Origin of the sequence: Streptomyces sp. KM273126 (genome assembly GCF_004337435.2) — a bacterium.
Lineage (GTDB): Bacteria > Actinomycetota > Actinomycetes > Streptomycetales > Streptomycetaceae > Streptomyces > Streptomyces acidicola.
On the sequence record NZ_SJXB02000002.1, the window covers coordinates 1120863 to 1139040 of the forward strand.

Here is an 18178-nt window from a genome sequence, read left to right on the forward strand (position 1 = left end):
GTCGGGCCGAGAGGTCAGGCCGGGGTATCTGGCCCGGAGATCAGGCTGACGCGTCCTCACGCGTAGGTGTAGAAGCCCGACCCCGACTTCCGGCCGAGCCGGCCCGCGTCGACCATGCGCTGGAGCAGCGGGGGAGCGGCGTACAGCGGCTCCTTGTACTCCTCGTACATCGAGTGGGCCACCGAGGCCACCGTGTCCAGGCCGATCAGGTCGGACAGCTTCAGCGGGCCCATCGGGTGGGCGCAGCCCATCTCCATGCCGTTGTCGATGTCCTCGCGGCTGGCGATGCCCGACTCGAACATCCGGATCGCGGAGAGCAGGTACGGGATCAGCAGCGCGTTGACCACGAAGCCGGACCGGTCCTGGGCGCGGATCGCGTGCTTGCCCAGCACCTTCTCGGTGAAGAGCTGGGCCCGGCTCAGGGTGCCCTCGGAGGTGGTGAGCGCCGGGATCAGCTCGACCAGCTGCTGCACGGGCGCCGGGTTGAAGAAGTGGATGCCGATGACCTGGTCGGGCCGTGCGGTGGCGACGGCCAGCTTCACCAGCGGGATGGACGAGGTGTTGGAGGCGAGGATCGCGTCCGGACGGGTCACCACCTGGTCGAGCACCTGGAAGATCTCGGTCTTCACCTGCTCGTTCTCGACGACGGCCTCGATCACCAGGTCGCGGTCCGCGAACTCGCCGAGGTCGGTGGTGAAGCCGAGCCGCGCCTGCGTCGCCGCCAGCTCCTCCTCGGTGATCTTGCCTCGCTCGGCTGCCTTGGACAGGGAGTTGAACAGCCGGGTACGGCCGATCTCCAAGGCCTCGCCGGTGGTCTCGGCGACCTTCACGTCCAGCCCCGCGCGGGCGCACACCTCGGCGATGCCCGCACCCATCTGGCCGCAGCCCACGACTCCGACTCGCGCGATATCTACCCAACTGTCGGTCACATCGTCCCTTTCGCCAGCATGCGGATCATCGCAGCAAACCCGAGGAGCAGGGCTTGTGCCAAACCCGCACGTTACCTTCGGCGGCTACTGATCAGTATTGCGGGTGGAACATGGCAGGCTTTTCGGACACGGCTCGCCGAGTACGGTCGCGGTCCCGGCACAGGCTCCGGCGCCCCGGAGGCGAGCGGAACCACACAGCACAGGGAGGCATGGGAATGAGTCGGATGTCGCGGCGGCTGTTCTCCGGGGCGATGCTCGGCGGGCTGGTCGCGGCCGGAGGCGCGGCCGCCTGGGGGGTCACGAGAAAGTACGACGACAGCGGCGACGAGGCCCGGCGCGGGGCGCCCGCCACCGAGCTGCGCGGCATGTGGGTGGCGTCCATGGCCAACCGCGACTGGCCCTCCCGCCCCGGCCTGACGGCCAAACAGCAGCGCGCCGAACTCATCGCGCATCTCGACACCGCCGTGAAGCGCCGCCTCAACGCGGTGATCTTCCAGGTCCGCCCCGCGGCCGACGCGCTCTGGCCGTCCCCGTACGAGCCCTGGTCGCAGTACCTCACCGGCACCCAGGGCAAGGACCCCGGCTGGGACCCGCTGGGCACGGCGGTCAAGGAGGCCCACGCGCGCGGGCTGGAACTGCACGGCTGGTTCAACCCGTACCGGGTCGCGGCCCACGACGACCCGAAGAAGCTCGTCGCCTCGCACCCCGCCCGCAAGCACCCGGACTGGGTCGTCGCCTACGGCGGCAAGCTCTACTACAACCCGGGCATCCCGGCGGTGCGTGCCTTCGTCCAGAAGGCCATGCTCGACGCGCTGCGCCGGTACCCGATCGACGCCGTGCACTGGGACGACTACTTCTACCCGTACCCGGTCGCGGGCCAGACCTTCGACGACAAGGCGGCGTACGACGAGCACGGCGGCGGCTTCCCGAACCGGGCCGCCTGGCGGCGCGACAACATCGACAAGCTGGTGCGGGAGACAGCGGCGAAGATCAAGCAGATCCGGCCCGGCACCCAGTTCGGCATCAGCCCCTTCGGCGTGTGGCGCAACGCGTCCACCGACCCGCTCGGCTCCGACACCAAGGCCGGGGTGCAGACGTACGACGACCTGTACGCGGACACCCGTAAGTGGGTCCGCAAGCACTGGATCGACTACGTCTGCCCACAGCTGTACTGGAACATCGGCTTCACCGCCGCCGACTACGCCAAGCTGCTCCCCTGGTGGGCGAAGGTCGCCAAGGGCAGCGGGACGCGGCTGTACGTGGGGGAGGCGCTGTACAAGGCCGGGGACCCGGCACAGCCCGCGGCCTGGCAGAAGCCCGGTGAACTGTCCCGGCACCTCACCTTCGCCCGTGACCACCCGCAGGTGCGCGGGCACGTGTTCTTCTCGGCCAAGGAGGTCAGGGAGGACAGGATCGGCGCGATGGCACGTGTGGTCGCCGACCACTACAAGCGGCGGGTGAATCCGCCGAGCTGACGCACCGTGCCCCCGCGGGAGCGCCTCACGGGCACCCGGGCAACCGTCTTCGGCGGCGCGCCGGGTGCCGACGGCCGGTGGGCGGAGACCTGGGCTAGTGTGCGGGCTCCCCGCGGTGGCGGACGACCGCGTCCGGTCCGGGTGACATCAGGGCCTCGTGCCCGTCGTCCTCGAAACGGACCCGGAACGGGGGAGTGCCGTTCGGTCCCAGGACTTCGACGATCATCGCGGTCCTGTCGTGCTGCCCGACGATCCGGCCGTGCACGAGCAGGATGTCGCCTACGTCTGCACGCATCTGGAGGGCCTCCTCGTTCGCACAGGAGTGGTCCGTATTCGCAGTCTATGGCGGATGGCACCGGATGGGACCGGCACGGACACCGCGGTCGTGCGGTTCAGCCACGTGCTCGCTGCGTGACCGCGATGCAGACCAGGACGGCCGCTGCCGTCACGGGCGCCGCGGGAGTGAGCTGCTCACCCAGCAGCAGCACCGACCACACCAGTGTGAGCAGAGGCTGTGCCAGCTGCAACTGGCTCGCCTTCGGGATGCCGATCGCGGCCATGCCCCGGTACCAGACCACCAGACCGAGGAACTGGGAGCCCGCGGCGACCCACAGCAGCCCGGTGACGCTGTGCGCGGTCAGCTGGACCGGCTCGTACGACAGCGCCACCAGCGCACCCGGCACGGTGAGCGGCAGACACAGGACCAGCGCCCAGCCGATCACCTGCCAGCCGGGCATCTCCCGGGCCAACCTGCCTCCCTCGGTGTAGCCGGCCGCGCACACCAGCAGTGCTCCGAACAGGTGCAGATCGGCCGCCGTGAGAGCGCCGCCGCTCTGCGTCACGGTGAACGCGACCACGGCGGCCGCGCCCGCGAGGGCCGCCGCCCAGAAGGTCCGGGAGGGGCGGGTGCCCATGCGCAGGGCGGAGAACAGCGCGGTCGTCAGCGGGAGGAGGCCGACGACGACAGCCGCGTGCGCGGTGGTCGACGTCCGCAGGGCGAGGGTGCTCAGGAGCGGGAAGCCCAGGACGACTCCGGCGGCGACGACCGCCAGTCCCGCCCAGTGCCGGCGACCGGGCAGCGGGACCCGCAGTGCCAGCAGACAGCCGCCCGCGAGCACGGCGGCGAGGACGGTGCGCACGGCCACCAGCGACCACGGGCCGAAGCCTTCCAGTCCCCATGCGGTGGCGGGGAAGGTGAGGGAGAAGGCGATGACACCGAGAGCCGCCATGAGGATGCCGACGGCACCGGCGCTCTCCCTTGGGGCACTTCCGAGTGGAGCGCTGACCGCTATCGAGGTGGCGGCAGTAGCGCTATCGTGAGCTCTCATGTATGAGCGTAGCAGCGTGGGTGAGCTGGTGAACCGGCTGCGGCAGGAGCTCGACCGCTACTCTCCGGGTGGAAAGCTGCCGTCGAGTCGTGCCCTGGTCGAACGTTTCCGGGTCAGCCCGGTGACCGTCTCGCGTGCCTTGGCGCAGCTGGCGGCCGAGGGACTGGTGGTCACCCGCCCCGGCGCGGGTGCCTTCCGCGCCGTGTCCCGTACGGCCCCCGCGCCCGCCGGGGACACCTCCTGGCAGGAGGTCACGCTGAGCGCGGACGGCGCCGCCGATCTGGTGCCGCGGACCGTGGACGCCTCCGGGGTACTGGCCTCGCTCGCGGCCCCGCCACCGGGCGTGATCGAGTTCAACGGCGGCTATCTGCACCCGTCGTTGCAGCCCGAGCAGGCGATGGGCGCGGCCCTGTCGCGGGCGGGGCGCCGTCCTGGGGTGTGGGCACGGCCGCCCGTGGAGGGGGTCCCCGAGCTGCGGGAGTGGTTCGCGCGGAGCATCGGGGGCGCCGTCACCGCGGCCGAGGTGCTCGTCACGGCAGGCGGCCAGTCCGCGCTGACCACCGCGCTGCGCGCCCTCGCGCCGCCGGGCGCCCCGGTGCTCGTCGAGTCGCCCACGTACCCCGGCATGCTGGCGATCGCGCGGGCGGCCGGGCTGCGGCCCGTCCCGGTCCCCGTGGACGCGGACGGAGTGAAGCCGGCGCTGCTCGCGGACGCGTTCCGGGCGACCGGTGCGCGGGTGTTCGTCTGCCAGCCGCTGTTCCAGAACCCGACGGGTGCCCTGCTCTCGGCCGAGCGGCGGGGAGAGGTGCTGCGGATCGCGCGCGAGGCGGGCGCGTTCGTGGTCGAGGACGACTTCGTACGGCGGCTCGTGCACGAGGACGCGGGGCCGCTGCCACGTCCGCTGGCGGCGGAGGACCCCGACGGTGTGGTCGTCCACGTCTGCTCGCTCACCAAGGCGACCTCGCCCAGCTTCCGGGTGGGCGCCCTCGCGGCCCGTGGTCCCGTGCTGGAGCGGCTGCGCGCCATCCAGGTCGTCGACACCTTCTTCGTGCCGCGCCCCCTCCAGGAGGCGGCCCTGGAACTCGTGGGTTCCCCGGCGTGGCTGAGGCATCTGAGGGCGGTGTCGACGGAGCTGAGGCGCCGCCGGGACGCGATGACGTCCGCCCTGCGTCTGGAACTCCCCGCGTACTCGCTGCCGCACATCCCCTCCGGCGGCTACCACCTGTGGCTCCGCCTGCCCGACGGCACTGGGGGCACCTCCCAGGCTTTCGGCTCTGAGGGAGAGTCCGCCCTGGTCACCGCGGCCCTCCGGGCAGGCGTCGCCATCATTCCCGGGCGCCCCTATTTCAGTGCCGAGCCCCCGGCGGCGCACGTGCGGTTGAGCTTCGCGGGCGTCGCGGGGGTGGGGGAGATCGCCGAGGGGGTGCGGAGGCTGAGGGTGGCGGAGGAGGGGTCGAGGGCGCACAGGTGACGTGCGCGGGGATGCGCGGAGACTGACGGGACTCGGTGAGTGCCGGGGCACCCTGGGTCACTGGTGAGTGGCAACCCATTGACCCGTGCAGCGTTGCGTTCCACGATCGCCCCATGCATCTTCGGGTCACGTTCGTCGCCGCCGCGCGCAGCGCCTCGCTGCTCGCGGAGCGCTTCGAGGACGACCGGCCGCTGGACCAGGCGGGCTGGAACGAGGTGCAGCGTGCCGCCCACGAGCTCCTGCCGCTGGCGGCGGCCGAGCTCCGCTACTGCTCGCCCACGCCGCGCAGCCGGGCCACCGGTGACGCACTCGGCTACGCGCCGCTGGCCCAGCCCGCGCTGCGGGACTGCGGCATGGGCCGGTGGCGCGGTTTCACGCTGGGCGAGGCGATGGCCCGGGAGCCGGAGGCGGTCGACGCGTGGCTCGCCGATCCGCGGGCGACCCCGCACGGCGGGGAGTCCCTGCACGCGTTCATCAGCCGCGTCGGCGGCTGGCTCGACACGCGGCCCGTCGACGACGGCGGCGGTGTCGTCGCCGTGGCCGAACCCTCGGTCGTCCGGGCCGCGATCGTCTACGCGCTCAAGGCCCCGCCTGCGACCTACTGGAACCTCGACGTCCGCCCCCTGTCGACGGTCACCGTCACCGGCCGCTCCGGCCGCTGGAACGTCCGCCTGGGCGGAACGGTGGGGCGGTCCTAGGGCTGGGCGGTACTTGGGCCGTCCTAGGACTCTCGCGTGTAGTCGGTCGTCAGCAGCAGGTCCTTCGCGGGGCCGCGCACCCGCCACACCGTGCGCCAGCGGTCCGCGTCGTACGCCGTGAACTCGCCCCGGTAGAGGTCCGCCGAGCACGGATGGTCCGTGACCCAGCGGCCCGCGGTGAGGTCCAGGTCGTGGAAGGGACGGCTGTCCGCGAACCGCACATCCGCGGTCCCCGGAGCCGTGCCCGGCAGGAAACGCAGCGTCCGCTCCGCGGGACGCGCGACGCCCTGCCAGACGAATGTGCCGGACTCCCGGTGCAGCAACCCGCCGCCGTCCAGCGGGCCGAACCCGGTCGTGCCGGTGAACTCGCCCTCGTCGCCGCTCGCGAGATCCCGCACCGACCGCCGCACCCGCCAGCTCCCGGCCAGGTACACCAGTACGTCCCGTACTGGCCAGAACTCGCCCATTCCGTCCCGCTCCCCTGTCACCGCCATCGCTGCACGCCCCATTGACGCACCTCAGCCCCCTCCCTATGTTGCCGTTCGCAGTGCTGATCAATGTCCGAAATTTCGAACATGTAATGGGTTCGCAGAAGAGAGCCGCGGAGTATCCATGTCACGCACCCGCACCCGCACCCGCACCCGCACCCGGACGACCGGACCCCGCTGGAGACTGGGGCTCACCGCCACAGCGTTCCTGGTGGCCTCGGCCGTCGTCCCGGGCCCCGCACACGCCGAGGACGTCACCGACTACACGATCACCGTCGACCCCAGCACCAAGGGCGCGAAGATCGACGACACGATGTACGGCGTCTTCTTCGAGGACATCAACCGGGCCGCGGACGGCGGCCTGTACGCCGAACTCGTCCAGAACCGTTCCTTCGAGTACTCCACCGCCGACAACAACTCGTACACGCCTCTCACCTCCTGGGCCGTCGACGGCACCGCGAAAGCCGTGAACGACGACGGTCGCCTCAATGCCCGCAACCGCACCTACCTCGCCCTGGGCGCGGACTCGTCCGTCACCAACTCCGGCTACAACACGGGCATCAGGGTCGAGAGCGGCAAGAGGTACGACTTCTCCGTCTGGGCCCGGGCCGACCAGGGGACACGCCTCGCCGTCTCACTCACCGACGCCGACGGCACGCTCGCCGAGGCCCGCCGGATCACCGTGCGCGGCGGCTGGGCCAAGTACACGGCACACTTCACCGCGACCCGCTCCAGCACCACCGGACGCCTCACCGTCGCCACCGACGGCCCCGCCGCCCTCGACATGGTCTCCCTCTTCCCGCGCGACACCTTCAAGGGACGCGAGAACGGCCTGCGCAAGGACCTCGCCGAGAAGATCGCGGCCCTTGACCCCGGCTTCGTCCGCTTCCCCGGCGGCTGCCTGGTCAACACGGGCTCCATGCAGGACTACAGCGAGGCCTCCGGCTGGGAGCGCAAGCGCTCGTACCAGTGGAAGGACACCATCGGCCCGGTCGAGCAGCGCGCCACGAACTCCAACTTCTGGGGATACAACCAGAGTTACGGACTCGGCTACTACGAGTACTTCCAGTTCTCCGAGGACGTCGGCGCGATGCCGCTGCCCGTCGTCCCCGCCCTCGTCACCGGCTGCGGCCAGAACAAGGCCACCGACGACGACGCCCTCCTCAAGCGTCACATCCAGGACACCCTGGACCTGATCGAGTTCGCCATCGGGCCGGTGACGAGCGAGTGGGGAAGGAAGCGTGCCGGGATGGGGCACCCCAAGCCCTTCCGCCTCACGCATATCGCGGTCGGCAACGAGGAGAACCTGCCGAACGAGTTCTTCGCCCGCTTCCAGCAGTTCCGCGCCGCCATCGAGGCCAGGTACCCGGACATCACGGTCGTCTCCAACTCCGGCCCGGACGACGCGGGTGCGACCTTCGACACCGCCTGGAAGCTGAACCGTGAGGCGAACGTCGACATGGTCGACGAGCACTACTACAACAACCCGAGCTGGTTCCTGCAGAACAACGACCGCTACGACTCCTACGACAGGAACGGCCCGAAGGTCTTCCTCGGCGAGTACGCCTCCTGGGGCAACGCCTTCAAGAACGCCCTCTCCGAGGCCGCGTTCATGACCGGCCTGGAGCGCAACGCGGACATCGTGAAGCTCGCCTCCTACGCCCCGCTGCTGGCCAACGAGGACTATGTGCAGTGGCAGCCCGACATGATCTGGTTCAACAACCGCGCGTCATGGGGCTCGGCCAACTACGAGACGCAGAAGCTCTTCATGACCAACGTCGGCGACCGCGTGGTGCCGTCGACCGCGACCGGCACGCCCTCCACGACCGCCCCCATCTCGGGCGCCGTCGGCCTGTCGACGTGGGCGACCACGGCGGCGTACGACGACGTCCACGTCACGAGCGCGGACGGACAGACCCTGCTCAGCGACGACTTCAGCGGTGACGCCTCGCAGTGGAACCACACCGGTGGCGGCAGCTGGAGCATCCAGGACGGACAGTACGTGCAGACCGACGTGGCCGCCGAGAACACCATGGTGTCGGCGGGCGATCCGGCCTGGCACGACTACGACCTCAAGGTGAAGGCCACCAAGAAGTCCGGCAAGGAGGGCTTCCTGGTCGCCTTCGGCGTCAAGGACACCGGCAACTACTACTGGTGGAACCTCGGCGGCTGGAACAACACCACCTCGGCGGTCGAGCAGGCCGTGGACGGCGGCAAGTCGTCGCTGATCTCCAAGCCGGGGACCATCGAGACGGGCCGCACGTACGACATCGAGGTCAAGGTGCGGGGCCGTCAGGTGACCCTCTACCTGGACGGCCAGGAGTGGGGCAGCTTCAGGGACGACAAGCCGGCCGAGCCGTTCCGGCAGGTGGTGACACGGGACGCCAGGACGGGTGACCTGATCCTCAAGGTCGTCAACGCCCAGTCCGTGGACGCCCGCACAACCGTCGACCTCGGTGGCGCGAAGGTCGCCTCGAAGGCCCGCGTGACCATGCTGCGGGCCGCACCCGACGCCGTGAACACCGAGACGGATACGCCGGTCGCGCCGGTCACGTCCACGTTCACCGGGGTGGCCGACACGTTCACGTACACCTTCCCGGCCAACTCGGTGACGTTCCTGAGGATCGGGAAGGGCTGATCCAGAAGGGCCGCAAAGGGGTGGCCGCTCGGGCGACTCGGGCGACTCGGGCGGTTCAGGCGGTTCAGGCGGTTCAGGCGTCGAAGTATGCCTGGGCCGCCCGAACTCCGTCCGCCAACGCGTCCACTTCCTCAAGAGTGTTGTACACGTAGAAGGTCGCCCGGGTGGTCGCCGGGACCCCGTAGCGGCGGACGATCGGGCGCGCGCAGTGGTGGCCCACGCGGACGGCGACGCCCCGGTCGTCCAGGACCTGGCCCACGTCGTGCGGGTGGATGCCCTCGACGGTGAAGGAGACGGCCGAGCCACGGTCCGTGACGTCGCGGGGGCCGACGATCCGTACGCCTGGGATCTCCTGGAGCCGGGCGAGCGCTCGGGCGGTCAACTCGTCCTCGTACGCGGCCACTTCCGTCATGCCGAGTGCCTGGAGGTAGTCCACGGCCGCCGCCAGGCCCACCGCCTGCGGCGCCATCGGCACGCCCGCCTCGAAGCGGTGCGGCGGCGGCAGAAACGTCGCGCGGTCCATCTCCACGACCTCGATCATCGAGCCGCCCGTCAGGAACGGCGGGAGGTCCGCGAGGAGTTCGCGTCGGCCCCAGAGCACACCGATGCCGTTCGGGCCCAGCATCTTGTGCGCGGAGAAGACGAGGAAGTCCGCGCCCAACCCGACCACGTCGACGGGCCGGTGGGGCACGGACTGGGCACCGTCGACCACCACCAGGGCGCCCACGGCGTGCGCGCGGTCGGCGAGGTCGCGCACCGGGTTGACCGTGCCGAGGACGTTGGACTGGTGGGTGACGGCCAGGACCCTGGTGCGCTCGTCGAGGAGTTCGTCCGCGCGGGTCAGGTCCAGGCGGCCGTCGTCGGTGAGCCCGAACCAGTCGAGCGTGGCGCCCGTGCGCGCGGCGAGCTGCTGCCAGGGGACCAGGTTCGCGTGGTGCTCCATCTCCGTCACCACGATCCGGTCGCCCGGGCCGAGCCGACGCCCGTTGCCCAGCCCGTACGCGACCAGGTTGACGCCCTCCGTAGCGCTCTTGGTGAACACGATCTCGTCCTCGGCGGCCCCGACGAACCGGGCGACCGTGCGGCGCGCTTCCTCGTACGCCTCCGTCGCCTCCCCGGCCAACTGGTGGGCGCCGCGGTGCACGGCCGCGTTGTGCGTGAGGTAGAAGTCCCGCTCGGCATCGAGGACCCGGAGCGGTTTCTGGGTGGTCGCGCCGGAGTCCAGATAGACGAGCCGGGCGCCGCTCCCGACCGTCCGGTCCAGGATCGGGAAGTCCTCGCGCAGCGCGTGCACGTCGAAGGGCACGGCGGTCACCTCTCACGTCATCGCAGTCGATTCACCGTGAGGGACGCTAGATGGCCTCACGGGGAATCGCAAGCATTGGCGTGAGAATCCCGGCTCGCTAGCATGACGACGTGGATCACGAAGCCCCTCTCTACCTGCACCAGCTCCAGGTCCCCGGCGAGGAGCGCTATGCGTCGTTGGCCCTGGTCAACACGCGCTTTACGCTGAGTCACGGTCCGGTCGACCTGCTCGACGGTGCCGAGGCCGCGCACCTCTGGCTCGTACGGCACGCGCTGCTGCCGGACCGGGCGGTGCTGAACGGCCGGCAGTTCGGGCGACTGCTGGCGCTGCGCGATGCGCTGCGCCCGCTGTTCGAGACGCGGGCGAGCCGTGCCGTGCCCCCCGCGGAACCCCTCGCCACCCTCAACTCCACGCTGGCGGCGGCCCCTTCGACGCCCCGGCTCGCCTGGACGGCCGACGGTCCGCACCGCGCCGACGAGCCCGACACCGGCAACCCGGCCGGCGCCGCGCTCTTCCTCCTCGCCGAGGACGCCACGGATCTGCTCACCGGCTCCGAGGCCGACCAGCTGACGGAGTGCACCGCACAGCGCTGTGACCGCTGGTTCCTGCGTTCCCACGCGGCCCGCCGCTGGTGCACCACCAAGTGCGGGAACCGGGTGCGGGCGGCGCGGGCGTACGCGGCGCGCAAACGCCGGCCGGAGTGAACACCTCACCGTGCACGGAGTGCACTGCCACTCGTGTGGTGGGGGAGCGGCGGACGGAGGGGTGAGGGCGGTGAGCCTATGCTGGCGCGCATGCAGTCCTACACGATCGGCCAGGCGGCGCGGCTGCTCGGGGTGAGTTCCGACACGGCGCGGCGATGGGCGGACGCGGGGCGGGTGGCGACCCGTCGTGACGAGACCGGGCGACGGCTCATCGACGGGAAGGACCTGGCCGCGTTCTCCGTGGAACTGGCCGGCGCGGGCGGTGGCGACGAGGACGTCTCGTACACCTCGGCCCGCAACGCCTTCCCCGGAATCGTCACCGCCGTGAAGCTCGGTGATGTCGCGGCCCAGGTGGAGATCCAGGCGGGTCCGCACCGGTTGGTCTCGCTGCTGACCCGGGAGGCCGTGGAGGAACTGGGCCTGGAGGTCGGCATGGAGGCCACCGCCCGTGTGAAGTCGACGAACGTGCACATCGACCGCTCCTGAGCGGCGGGTGCCGGCCATCCATGGCGGGTCTCTGTGCTCACGCCGTGAAGGAGCAGGCCTTCCGTCTCTTCATCTCCATGCCGCGTAGCCGCCGTCCACGTGTATCGCGTTGATGCCGCTGATGTGCCGGGCGCCGCAGCGGTCCTGGGGCAGGACGAGCTGAGGTCCCGGGCGGTCGAGCGGGGTGTCGTCGATGCTGACCGCGAGCAGGACGGGCGCGCGGCCGAAGTCCGGGTCGATCTCGGCCCAGGAGAGCAGGGCGTGATGGCCGTCCGTGCCCGTCACGGCGATCAGGAAGCGCAGGCGGTCCTTGCGCCGGGCGGGGTCGAAGGCGGGGCCGGCGTCGGACAGGACGTCGTGCAGGAGCGGTCCGGCGAAGTGGTGGTGCTGGACACCGCTGGTGGCGCACTCGAAGCTCACCCGCTCCTGGTGCTGGGGCCAGGTGAGCAGGTCGGACACGGTCAGCCGGGACGGGCGCGCGACGTCCCCGGTCAGGGCGAGCTCCGCCACCGGATCGGCGACCGGCTGTGTCAGGGACTGGCTCACGGGTCACCACCTCCCGCATCACGGTACCCGGGCAGCGCTCCCGTGCAAACGCACATGCCTACCCCAGTCCGCCGAAGGTCCAGCTCATGCAATGCGACAGGAGACTTACGCCTCGCATATGCGTCAGTATGATCGGTGTGTGAACAGCGGTTCCTCGGTGCGTAGCTGCCGTTTCGGCATCGTCACCGCCGAGGTTCCGAAGCTGGAGCCCGGGTGTTCCGGCGGTTGCAGTGATCAAGTCGACCGACGTGGTCGTCGAGAGACCGTCAGCAGAGGGAGTAGACCCGTGATGACCCGTTCCCCGCGCAGGACCCGCCGGATGCTGCAGGTGGCCGGCGCAGGCGCCGCCGCGCTGCTGGCCCTGAGCGCCTGCTCCTCCTCCGACTCGGGCTCCGACACGGGCTCCGACTCGGCGAAGGCGGGCTCCTCGGACTCCTCGGCTTCCCCGTCGTCGAAGCTGTCCGGCCCGGTCACCGTCTTCGCCGCCGCCTCGCTCAAGGAGAGCTTCACCACCCTGGGCAAGGAGTTCGAGCAGGAGCACCCCGGCACGAAGGTCACCTTCAACTTCGGTGGCAGCGACAGCCTCGCCGCCGGCATCACCGGCGGCGCCCCCGCGGACGTGTTCGCTGCCGCCAGCCCCAAGACGATGAAGATCGTCACCGACGCCGGGGACGCGTCCGGCACCCCCGCCACCTTCGTCCGCAACCAGCTGGAGATCGCCACCCTGCCGGGCAATCCCGACAGGATCTCGTCCCTGAAGGACCTCACCAGGTCCGGGCTGAAGGTCGTCCTGTGCGACAAGGAGGTGCCGTGCGGCGCGGCCGTGCAGAAGGCGCTCGACGCGAGCAGTCTCAAGCTCACTCCGGTGTCCTACGAGCAGGACGTCAAGAGCGCCCTGACCAAGGTGGAGCTGAAGGAGGCCGACGCCGCTGTCGTCTACAAGACCGATGTGAAGGCGGCGGGTGACAAGGTGGAGGGCGTGGAGTTCCCCGAGTCTGCCGATGCCATCAACGACTACCCGATCGCCCTGCTCAAGGACGCCCCCAACGCGGGCGCGGCGAAGGCGTTCATCGAGCTGGTCTCGTCGGCCGAGGGGCAGAAGGTGCTGACCGAGGCCGGGTTCCTCAAGCCGTGACCTCCCCGACCGGCAAGTCCGACGCCGCGGCCGACGCCCCGACGGGCGGGCCGCGGCGAGGACGCCTGCGGGCCGGTGCACGACCCAGGGCCCGTGGACCAGCCCCGGCCGGTGGACCAGCCGGGGCCGGTGGACGGGGCCGGGTGCGTGCGCGGGGCCGTCGTACCCCCGTACCCCTACCGCTGCTGGTGCCCGCTCTGATCGGTCTCGCCTTCCTCGTGCTGCCGCTGATCGCCGTCCTTGTGCGGACCCCGTGGTCGAGCCTTCCCGAGCAGCTGGCGAGCACCGAGGTGTGGCAGGCCCTGCGGCTGTCGCTGGTCTGCGCGACGGCGGCCACCGCGGTGAGCCTGGTGATCGGTGTGCCCCTGGCCTGGCTGCTGGCCCGCGTCGACTTTCCGGGACGCGGTCTCGTCCGGGCCCTGGTCACCCTTCCCCTGGTGCTGCCGCCGGTCGTGGGCGGTGTGGCACTGCTGATGGCACTCGGCCGCAACGGCGTGGTCGGGCAGTGGCTGGACGCCTGGTTCGGGATCACCCTGCCGTTCACCACCGCGGGTGTCGTGGTCGCGGAGGCGTTCGTGGCGATGCCGTTCCTCGTCATCAGTGTCGAGGGCACCCTGCGGGCCGCCGATCCGCGCTACGAGGAGGCCGCCACCACGCTGGGTGCCTCCCGTTTCACCGCGTTCCGCCGGGTGACCCTGCCGCTGATCGCGCCCGGGATCGCCGCGGGCGCGGTGCTCGCCTGGGCGCGTGCGCTGGGCGAGTTCGGCGCGACGATCACCTTCGCGGGCAACTTCCCCGGCCGTACGCAGACGATGCCGCTGGCCGTGTATCTCGCCCTGCAGAGCGACCCGGCTGCCGCGATCGCCCTCAGCCTGGTGCTGCTCGCCGTGTCCGTCGCGGTCCTGGCGGGACTGCGTGACCGATGGATGACCGCCACATGACCGACACAGAGAAGACCGCACCCGAGGCCGAGGCGGAGGCTGAGGCCGCAGCCGTCCTCGGCCCGGAGGCCGAGGGGCTGGACGCCCGTCTCGTCGTCGACCGCGGCGACTTCCGCCTCGACGTGGCGCTGACCGCCGGGCCCGGTGACGTGGTCGCGCTGCTCGGCCCGAACGGCGCCGGCAAGACCACCGCTCTGCGTGCGCTCGCCGGTCTGACCCCGCTCACGAGCGGCCATCTCCTGCTGGACGGCGCTGAGTTGGACGGCACGCCACCGGAGTCGCGCCCGGTCGGCGTCGTCTTCCAGGACTACCTGCTCTTCCCGCACCTGACCGCCCTGGACAACGTGGCCTTCGGCCCGCGCTGTCAGGGCGCCACCAAGGCGGAGGCGCGAGCACAGGCCGCCGTGTGGCTGGAGCGCATGGGCCTCGCCGATCACGCCGGCGCCAGGCCCCGCCGGCTCTCCGGCGGCCAGGCCCAGCGCGTCGCCCTCGCCCGCGCCCTGGCGACCCGCCCCCGACTGCTGCTGCTCGACGAACCCCTCGCCGCCCTCGACGCCCGCACCCGGCTGGAGGTACGTGCCGGGCTCCGGCGTCACCTCGCGGCTTTCGAGGCCGTCGCGGTACTCGTCACGCACGACCCGCTGGACGCCATGGTGCTGGCCGACCGGCTCGTCGTCATCGAGGAGGGCCGCGTGGTGCAGGAGGGCACCCCGGGCGACGTCGCGCGCCATCCGCGTACGGACTACATCGCTCACCTGGTGGGCCTGAACCTCTACCAGGGGCACGCCGAGGGCCACACGGTGCGCCTGGACACCGGTCCCGTGATCACGACCACGGAGGACCTCGCCGGCCCGGTCTTCGTGGCGTTCCCGCCGGGCGCGGTGACCCTGTACCGGGAGAGGCCCACCGGCTCCAGTGCCCGCAACCTCTGGCGTGGCGAGGTGGCGGGCCTGGAGACCCACGGCGACCAGATCCGCGTCGACGTCACCGGCGAACTCCGCCTCGCCGCCGACCTCACCACGCTCGCCGCTGCCGAACTCGGCCTCCACCCGGGCGCACCGGTCTGGGCGACGGTGAAGGCGGCGCAGACGCACGCGTACCCCGCTTGACACGGTCACGTCCTGACACTGCATACGCACGTCGCGCCCGACCAGGGGCTGGGGGCTGTATGCCATTCGCCTGGCACGCGCGACGGGTCCCGCACCAGCAGCGCCCCTGCGGACTACGGTGAGGCGCGCAACAAGGGCAAAACCTGACCAGTTCACTCATTCTCTCCATTTTCTGCGAGGCACCTCCCCATGAGCCTGTCCATTCGCAACCAGTTGCCCGGCACGGTCACCGCCATCACGCCCGGCGAAGCCATGGCGACCGTCAGGATCCGACTTGACGGCGGCCAGGAGATCACCGCCGCGATCACGCGGGAGGCGGTCGGGGAGCTCGGCCTGGCGGAGGGCTCCGTCGTGCGTGCGCTGGTCAAGTCCACCGAGGTCTCACTGGCCACCGGCATGGTGAACGGCCTGTCCATCCGCAACCGGCTGCCCGGCACGGTGACCGGCGTCGCCACCGGCGGCGCCATGGCCACCGTCAAGGTCGCCATCGAGGGCGGCGAACTCACTGCCGCGATCACCGCGGACGCGGTCACCGATCTGGGCCTCGCGGACGGCTCCTCCGTCACCGCGTTGATCAAGTCGACCGAGGTCGCTCTCGCCGCCGGGTGACCCGGCGGAGTCATGGCCGGTGCGGGTGTGCCCGAGCGCCGTGGTCGGTCCGACCGGCCGGCCACAGCGCTCGGTTGCCCTCGTGAGAGTCCGCGTTCAGGGCATCAGGCTGCGTTGACCCGCTTCGGCTGCCGTGCGTCGGGAGCGGAAGCCGGGTCGGCGGGAGCGGTGCCGGCCGGTCGGCGCAGGGTGAGGGCGATGGCCACGCCGAGGAGGGTGAGCGCGGCGGCGGTGAAGCCCGCCGTGCGCAGCCCGGGCACGAGCGCGGGACCCGTGGACGCGTCCGTGCCGGCTCCGGCGACAGCGATGAGGACGGCCAGGCCGACCGCGCCGCCGATCTGCTGCGTGGTGGAGGCCATGGCGGAGGCGATGCCCTGGTGGCGTGCGTCGACGCCGGTTCCCGCAGCGGCGAACATGGCGGTCCAGGAGAGCCCCTGGCCGAGGCTCAGCAGGACGACGCCGGGCAGCAGGGCCGCGTATCCGCCCGTGGGGGACTGGGCGAGCGCGAGGGCGACCATGCCCGCGGCGCCGAGGAGCAGACCGGTGGCGACCGTGGTCCTGATACCGGCGCGGCCCAGGAGCCACTCGCTCGCCTTCGTGCCGACCAGGCCGGTCAGCGCCGACGGCAGGAACGCCAGGCCGGTGGCCATCGCGCCGTAGCCATGCACGTTCTGCAGGTAGACGGTGAAGAAGTAGTACTGGGCGCCGAACGTGCCCATGAAGACGAAGGTGATGCCCATCGCGGCGATGAGACTGCGGTTGCGCAGCAGCCGCAGCGGCATCAACGGGTGCGCGGTGCGTGCCTCGACGGCGAGGAAGACACCGATGAGCGCGAGGCCCGCGAGGAGGGAGACAAGGGTCTGGGCGGACGTCCAGCCCGCCTCCGGGCCCTGCACCACACCGAAGACCACAGCCGTGAAGCCCGCGGTGGCGGTCAGCCCGCCGGCGAGGTCGAAGCCGCGGTCCCGCTCGCGCGCGGCGTCGGCCGGGATGGCGGCGAAGGCCACGGCGGCCGCGCCCAGCGCGAGCGGCACGTTGACGTAGAAGACGGACTCCCAGCCGAGGTACTGGGTCAGGACCCCGCCGAGCAGCGAGCCGAGCGCGAGGCCGACGGCCCCGGCGCCGCCCCAGACCGCGAGGGCGCGGTTGCGTGCCGCCCCTTCTTCGAAACTCGTGGCGATGAGGGAGAGGGTGGCGGGCAGGAGCAGAGCGCCGCCCAGGCCCTGGACGGCACGGGCCGCGACCAGGACGCCGGGTTCCGTGGCCAGGCCGCCGGCCAGGGAGGAGAGCCCGTACAGGGCGAGGGCGGTGGTGAACATCCGGCGTCGGCCGAGCAGGTCGGTTGCCCGGCCGCCGAGCAGCAGGAAGCCGCCGAAGGCGACGGCGTAGGCGCTGATGACCCACTGGAGGCTGTGCGCGTCGAAGCCCACCGCGCGGCCGATCTCCGGCAGGGCGACATAGACGATGTTGTAGTCGATCGCGCTGATGAACTGCGCGAAGGCGAGCAGGGCGAGCAGCGGCCCGGTCCCCTGTGCGCGAGCGCGACTGGGTGTGGACATGGAGAGAACCTCTTTCATGTGTAAGCGGTTGACCGCTTACATAATGGGGCGGAGAAAAGGCCGCCGAAGCGGCCAGGGGAGGGGTTGCCGGGTGGGGGCGCGTCAGCCCCGCAGGGTGCGGACCCAGGGGGCGTCGAGGTCCGCGGCGCCGGCGGCGAGCAGGACGTTGCCGAGCAGTGCGTCGCCGAAGTACCGCCTGATCTGCTCGTCCGACGCGCCGGAGGCCGCGCGGATGTACTCGACCTGACGGGCGTAGCAGGTGCGCACGGCCTCGCCGATGACCGGGACCGAGGCGGCGCAGTTGCCGTGCATGAGGATCATGAGGACGTCCCGGTCGGCGACGACGTCGCCGTAGGACGAGGCCAGGGCCGCGATGACGGTCTCGGGGTCACTGCTCTCGGCCTTCGCGACCGTCTCCGCGGCCGCCTCCCTGAGGATCGTCGAGCAGTGCTCGATCAGCGCGGCGAAGAGGGCCTCCTTGTCGGGGAACAGCCGGTACAGATACCCCTGGGAGATCCCGGCCGCCTTCGCGACGTCCATGGTCGACGTGCCGTAGTAGCCGCGCTCCGCGAACGCCTTGATGGCCGTCCGCATCACCGTGGCCCGGCGTTCATCCGCGGTCGAGCGCTGCCGCGCCTTCGTCTCGCTCATGAAAGTAATTAACCACTCACAAACGTTCCCCGTCAAGCCCGTCGGTGTAGCTCGCGGGGCGGGGGCCGCTGCCCGTCGACGCAAGATTGCATAAACGTGCAGCGA

At 71.3% G+C, this 18178-nt stretch carries 18 protein-coding genes; 10 read left to right on the top strand and 8 right to left on the bottom strand.

The window, feature by feature from the left end:
- Positions 1–56: 56 nt before the first annotated feature.
- On the bottom strand, positions 57–929 hold the full coding sequence (locus E0500_RS35485; protein WP_131567688.1) for a 3-hydroxybutyryl-CoA dehydrogenase: 873 nt from the start codon (positions 927–929) through the stop codon (positions 57–59).
- Between the two features lie 224 nt (positions 930–1153).
- On the opposite strand from E0500_RS35485, the gene E0500_RS35490 reads away from it, so the two are divergent.
- Positions 1154–2404, top strand: coding sequence for a glycoside hydrolase family 10 protein (locus tag E0500_RS35490; RefSeq protein ID WP_399121040.1), 1251 nt, complete (start codon positions 1154–1156; stop codon positions 2402–2404).
- Between the two features lie 94 nt (positions 2405–2498).
- Here E0500_RS35490 and E0500_RS35495 read toward each other — a convergent pair whose 3' ends face one another.
- Positions 2499–2699 carry a DUF1918 domain-containing protein gene (locus E0500_RS35495; RefSeq protein ID WP_131567686.1) on the bottom strand — a complete coding sequence of 67 codons (201 nt, stop codon included), beginning with the start codon at positions 2697–2699 and terminating at the stop codon, positions 2499–2501.
- 97 nt (positions 2700–2796) lie between these two features.
- Positions 2797–3732, bottom strand: a complete 936-nt coding sequence (locus tag E0500_RS35500; RefSeq protein ID WP_131567685.1) for a DMT family transporter — start codon at positions 3730–3732, stop codon at positions 2797–2799.
- Here E0500_RS35500 and E0500_RS35505 point away from each other — a divergent pair.
- Positions 3731–5203: a PLP-dependent aminotransferase family protein gene (locus E0500_RS35505; protein ID WP_181587342.1), complete on the top strand. Its 1473-nt coding sequence runs from the start codon at positions 3731–3733 to the stop codon at positions 5201–5203. The genes E0500_RS35500 and E0500_RS35505 overlap by 2 nt on opposite strands.
- A gap of 113 nt (positions 5204–5316) precedes the next feature.
- On the top strand, positions 5317–5901 hold the full coding sequence (locus tag E0500_RS35510) for a histidine phosphatase family protein (RefSeq protein WP_131561009.1): 585 nt from the start codon (positions 5317–5319) through the stop codon (positions 5899–5901).
- Between the two features lie 23 nt (positions 5902–5924).
- On the opposite strand, the gene E0500_RS35515 is transcribed toward E0500_RS35510, so the two are convergent.
- On the bottom strand, positions 5925–6368 hold the full coding sequence (locus E0500_RS35515; RefSeq protein WP_131561046.1) for a DUF6314 family protein: 444 nt from the start codon (positions 6366–6368) through the stop codon (positions 5925–5927).
- A 145-nt stretch (positions 6369–6513) separates the two neighbouring features.
- Here E0500_RS35515 and E0500_RS35520 point away from each other — a divergent pair, with 145 nt between their 5' ends.
- A complete protein-coding gene (locus E0500_RS35520; protein WP_131561011.1) occupies positions 6514–9027 on the top strand; it encodes an alpha-L-arabinofuranosidase C-terminal domain-containing protein in 2514 nt (837 codons plus the stop codon).
- A gap of 73 nt (positions 9028–9100) precedes the next feature.
- Here the strand turns inward: E0500_RS35520 and E0500_RS35525 are convergent, their stop codons facing one another.
- The gene (locus E0500_RS35525; protein ID WP_131561048.1) at positions 9101–10333 is read right to left on the bottom strand and encodes a cysteine desulfurase; all 1233 of its coding nucleotides are present in this window, start codon (positions 10331–10333) and stop codon (positions 9101–9103) included.
- Positions 10334–10443: 110 nt separating this feature from the next.
- Here E0500_RS35525 and E0500_RS35530 point away from each other — a divergent pair, with 110 nt between their 5' ends.
- Both E0500_RS35530 and E0500_RS35535 read left to right on the top strand, forming a co-directional pair.
- Positions 10444–11037 (top strand): ABATE domain-containing protein, encoded by a 594-nt coding sequence (locus E0500_RS35530; protein ID WP_131561013.1) that lies wholly within the window; start codon positions 10444–10446, stop codon positions 11035–11037.
- A 90-nt stretch (positions 11038–11127) separates the two neighbouring features.
- On the top strand, positions 11128–11523 hold the full coding sequence (locus E0500_RS35535) for a molybdopterin-binding protein (protein WP_131561015.1): 396 nt from the start codon (positions 11128–11130) through the stop codon (positions 11521–11523).
- A 69-nt stretch (positions 11524–11592) separates the two neighbouring features.
- Here E0500_RS35535 and E0500_RS35540 read toward each other — a convergent pair whose 3' ends face one another.
- The gene (locus E0500_RS35540) at positions 11593–12069 is read right to left on the bottom strand and encodes a molybdopterin-dependent oxidoreductase (RefSeq protein WP_131561017.1); all 477 of its coding nucleotides are present in this window, start codon (positions 12067–12069) and stop codon (positions 11593–11595) included.
- Positions 12070–12358: 289 nt separating this feature from the next.
- Between E0500_RS35540 and modA the strand changes: the two genes are divergently transcribed.
- The 4 genes from modA (at position 12359) to E0500_RS35560 (ending at position 15863) form a co-directional block, all read left to right on the top strand.
- On the top strand, positions 12359–13204 hold the full coding sequence (gene modA / locus E0500_RS35545) for a molybdate ABC transporter substrate-binding protein (protein ID WP_131561019.1): 846 nt from the start codon (positions 12359–12361) through the stop codon (positions 13202–13204).
- Positions 13201–14145: an ABC transporter permease gene (locus tag E0500_RS35550; RefSeq protein ID WP_131561021.1), complete on the top strand. Its 945-nt coding sequence runs from the start codon at positions 13201–13203 to the stop codon at positions 14143–14145. Before modA ends, E0500_RS35550 begins: the two co-directional genes overlap by 4 nt.
- The gene (locus E0500_RS35555) at positions 14142–15254 is read left to right on the top strand and encodes an ABC transporter ATP-binding protein (RefSeq protein WP_131561023.1); all 1113 of its coding nucleotides are present in this window, start codon (positions 14142–14144) and stop codon (positions 15252–15254) included. Before E0500_RS35550 ends, E0500_RS35555 begins: the two co-directional genes overlap by 4 nt.
- Positions 15255–15443: 189 nt before the next feature.
- Positions 15444–15863, top strand: a complete 420-nt coding sequence (locus E0500_RS35560; RefSeq protein ID WP_131561025.1) for a molybdopterin-binding protein — start codon at positions 15444–15446, stop codon at positions 15861–15863.
- A 104-nt stretch (positions 15864–15967) separates the two neighbouring features.
- Here E0500_RS35560 and E0500_RS35565 read toward each other — a convergent pair whose 3' ends face one another.
- Both E0500_RS35565 and E0500_RS35570 read right to left on the bottom strand, forming a co-directional pair.
- On the bottom strand, positions 15968–17422 hold the full coding sequence (locus E0500_RS35565; protein WP_131561027.1) for an MFS transporter: 1455 nt from the start codon (positions 17420–17422) through the stop codon (positions 15968–15970).
- Between the two features lie 102 nt (positions 17423–17524).
- Entirely contained in the window at positions 17525–18073 is a 549-nt protein-coding gene (locus E0500_RS35570) for a TetR/AcrR family transcriptional regulator (protein ID WP_131561029.1), read from the bottom strand.
- Positions 18074–18178: the final 105 nt, after the last annotated feature.

What these genes read in the sequence shown, in the direction of transcription:
- E0500_RS35515 (WP_131561046.1), bottom strand. Translation starts at nt 6,368, where the DNA reads ATGGGCGAGTTCTGGCCAGTACGGGACGTACTGGTGTACCTGGCCGGG.
- E0500_RS35560 (WP_131561025.1), top strand. Translation starts at nt 15,444, where the DNA reads ATGAGCCTGTCCATTCGCAACCAGTTGCCCGGCACGGTCACCGCCATC.
- E0500_RS35565 (WP_131561027.1), bottom strand. Translation starts at nt 17,422, where the DNA reads ATGTCCACACCCAGTCGCGCTCGCGCACAGGGGACCGGGCCGCTGCTC.
- E0500_RS35570 (WP_131561029.1), bottom strand. Translation starts at nt 18,073, where the DNA reads ATGAGCGAGACGAAGGCGCGGCAGCGCTCGACCGCGGATGAACGCCGG.
- modA (WP_131561019.1), top strand. Translation starts at nt 12,359, where the DNA reads ATGACCCGTTCCCCGCGCAGGACCCGCCGGATGCTGCAGGTGGCCGGC.
- E0500_RS35505 (WP_181587342.1), top strand. Translation starts at nt 3,731, where the DNA reads ATGTATGAGCGTAGCAGCGTGGGTGAGCTGGTGAACCGGCTGCGGCAG.
- E0500_RS35510 (WP_131561009.1), top strand. Translation starts at nt 5,317, where the DNA reads ATGCATCTTCGGGTCACGTTCGTCGCCGCCGCGCGCAGCGCCTCGCTG.
- E0500_RS35535 (WP_131561015.1), top strand. Translation starts at nt 11,128, where the DNA reads ATGCAGTCCTACACGATCGGCCAGGCGGCGCGGCTGCTCGGGGTGAGT.
- E0500_RS35520 (WP_131561011.1), top strand. Translation starts at nt 6,514, where the DNA reads ATGTCACGCACCCGCACCCGCACCCGCACCCGCACCCGGACGACCGGA.
- E0500_RS35500 (WP_131567685.1), bottom strand. Translation starts at nt 3,732, where the DNA reads ATGAGAGCTCACGATAGCGCTACTGCCGCCACCTCGATAGCGGTCAGC.
- E0500_RS35490 (WP_399121040.1), top strand. Translation starts at nt 1,154, where the DNA reads ATGTCGCGGCGGCTGTTCTCCGGGGCGATGCTCGGCGGGCTGGTCGCG.
- E0500_RS35495 (WP_131567686.1), bottom strand. Translation starts at nt 2,699, where the DNA reads ATGCGTGCAGACGTAGGCGACATCCTGCTCGTGCACGGCCGGATCGTC.
- E0500_RS35555 (WP_131561023.1), top strand. Translation starts at nt 14,142, where the DNA reads ATGACCGACACAGAGAAGACCGCACCCGAGGCCGAGGCGGAGGCTGAG.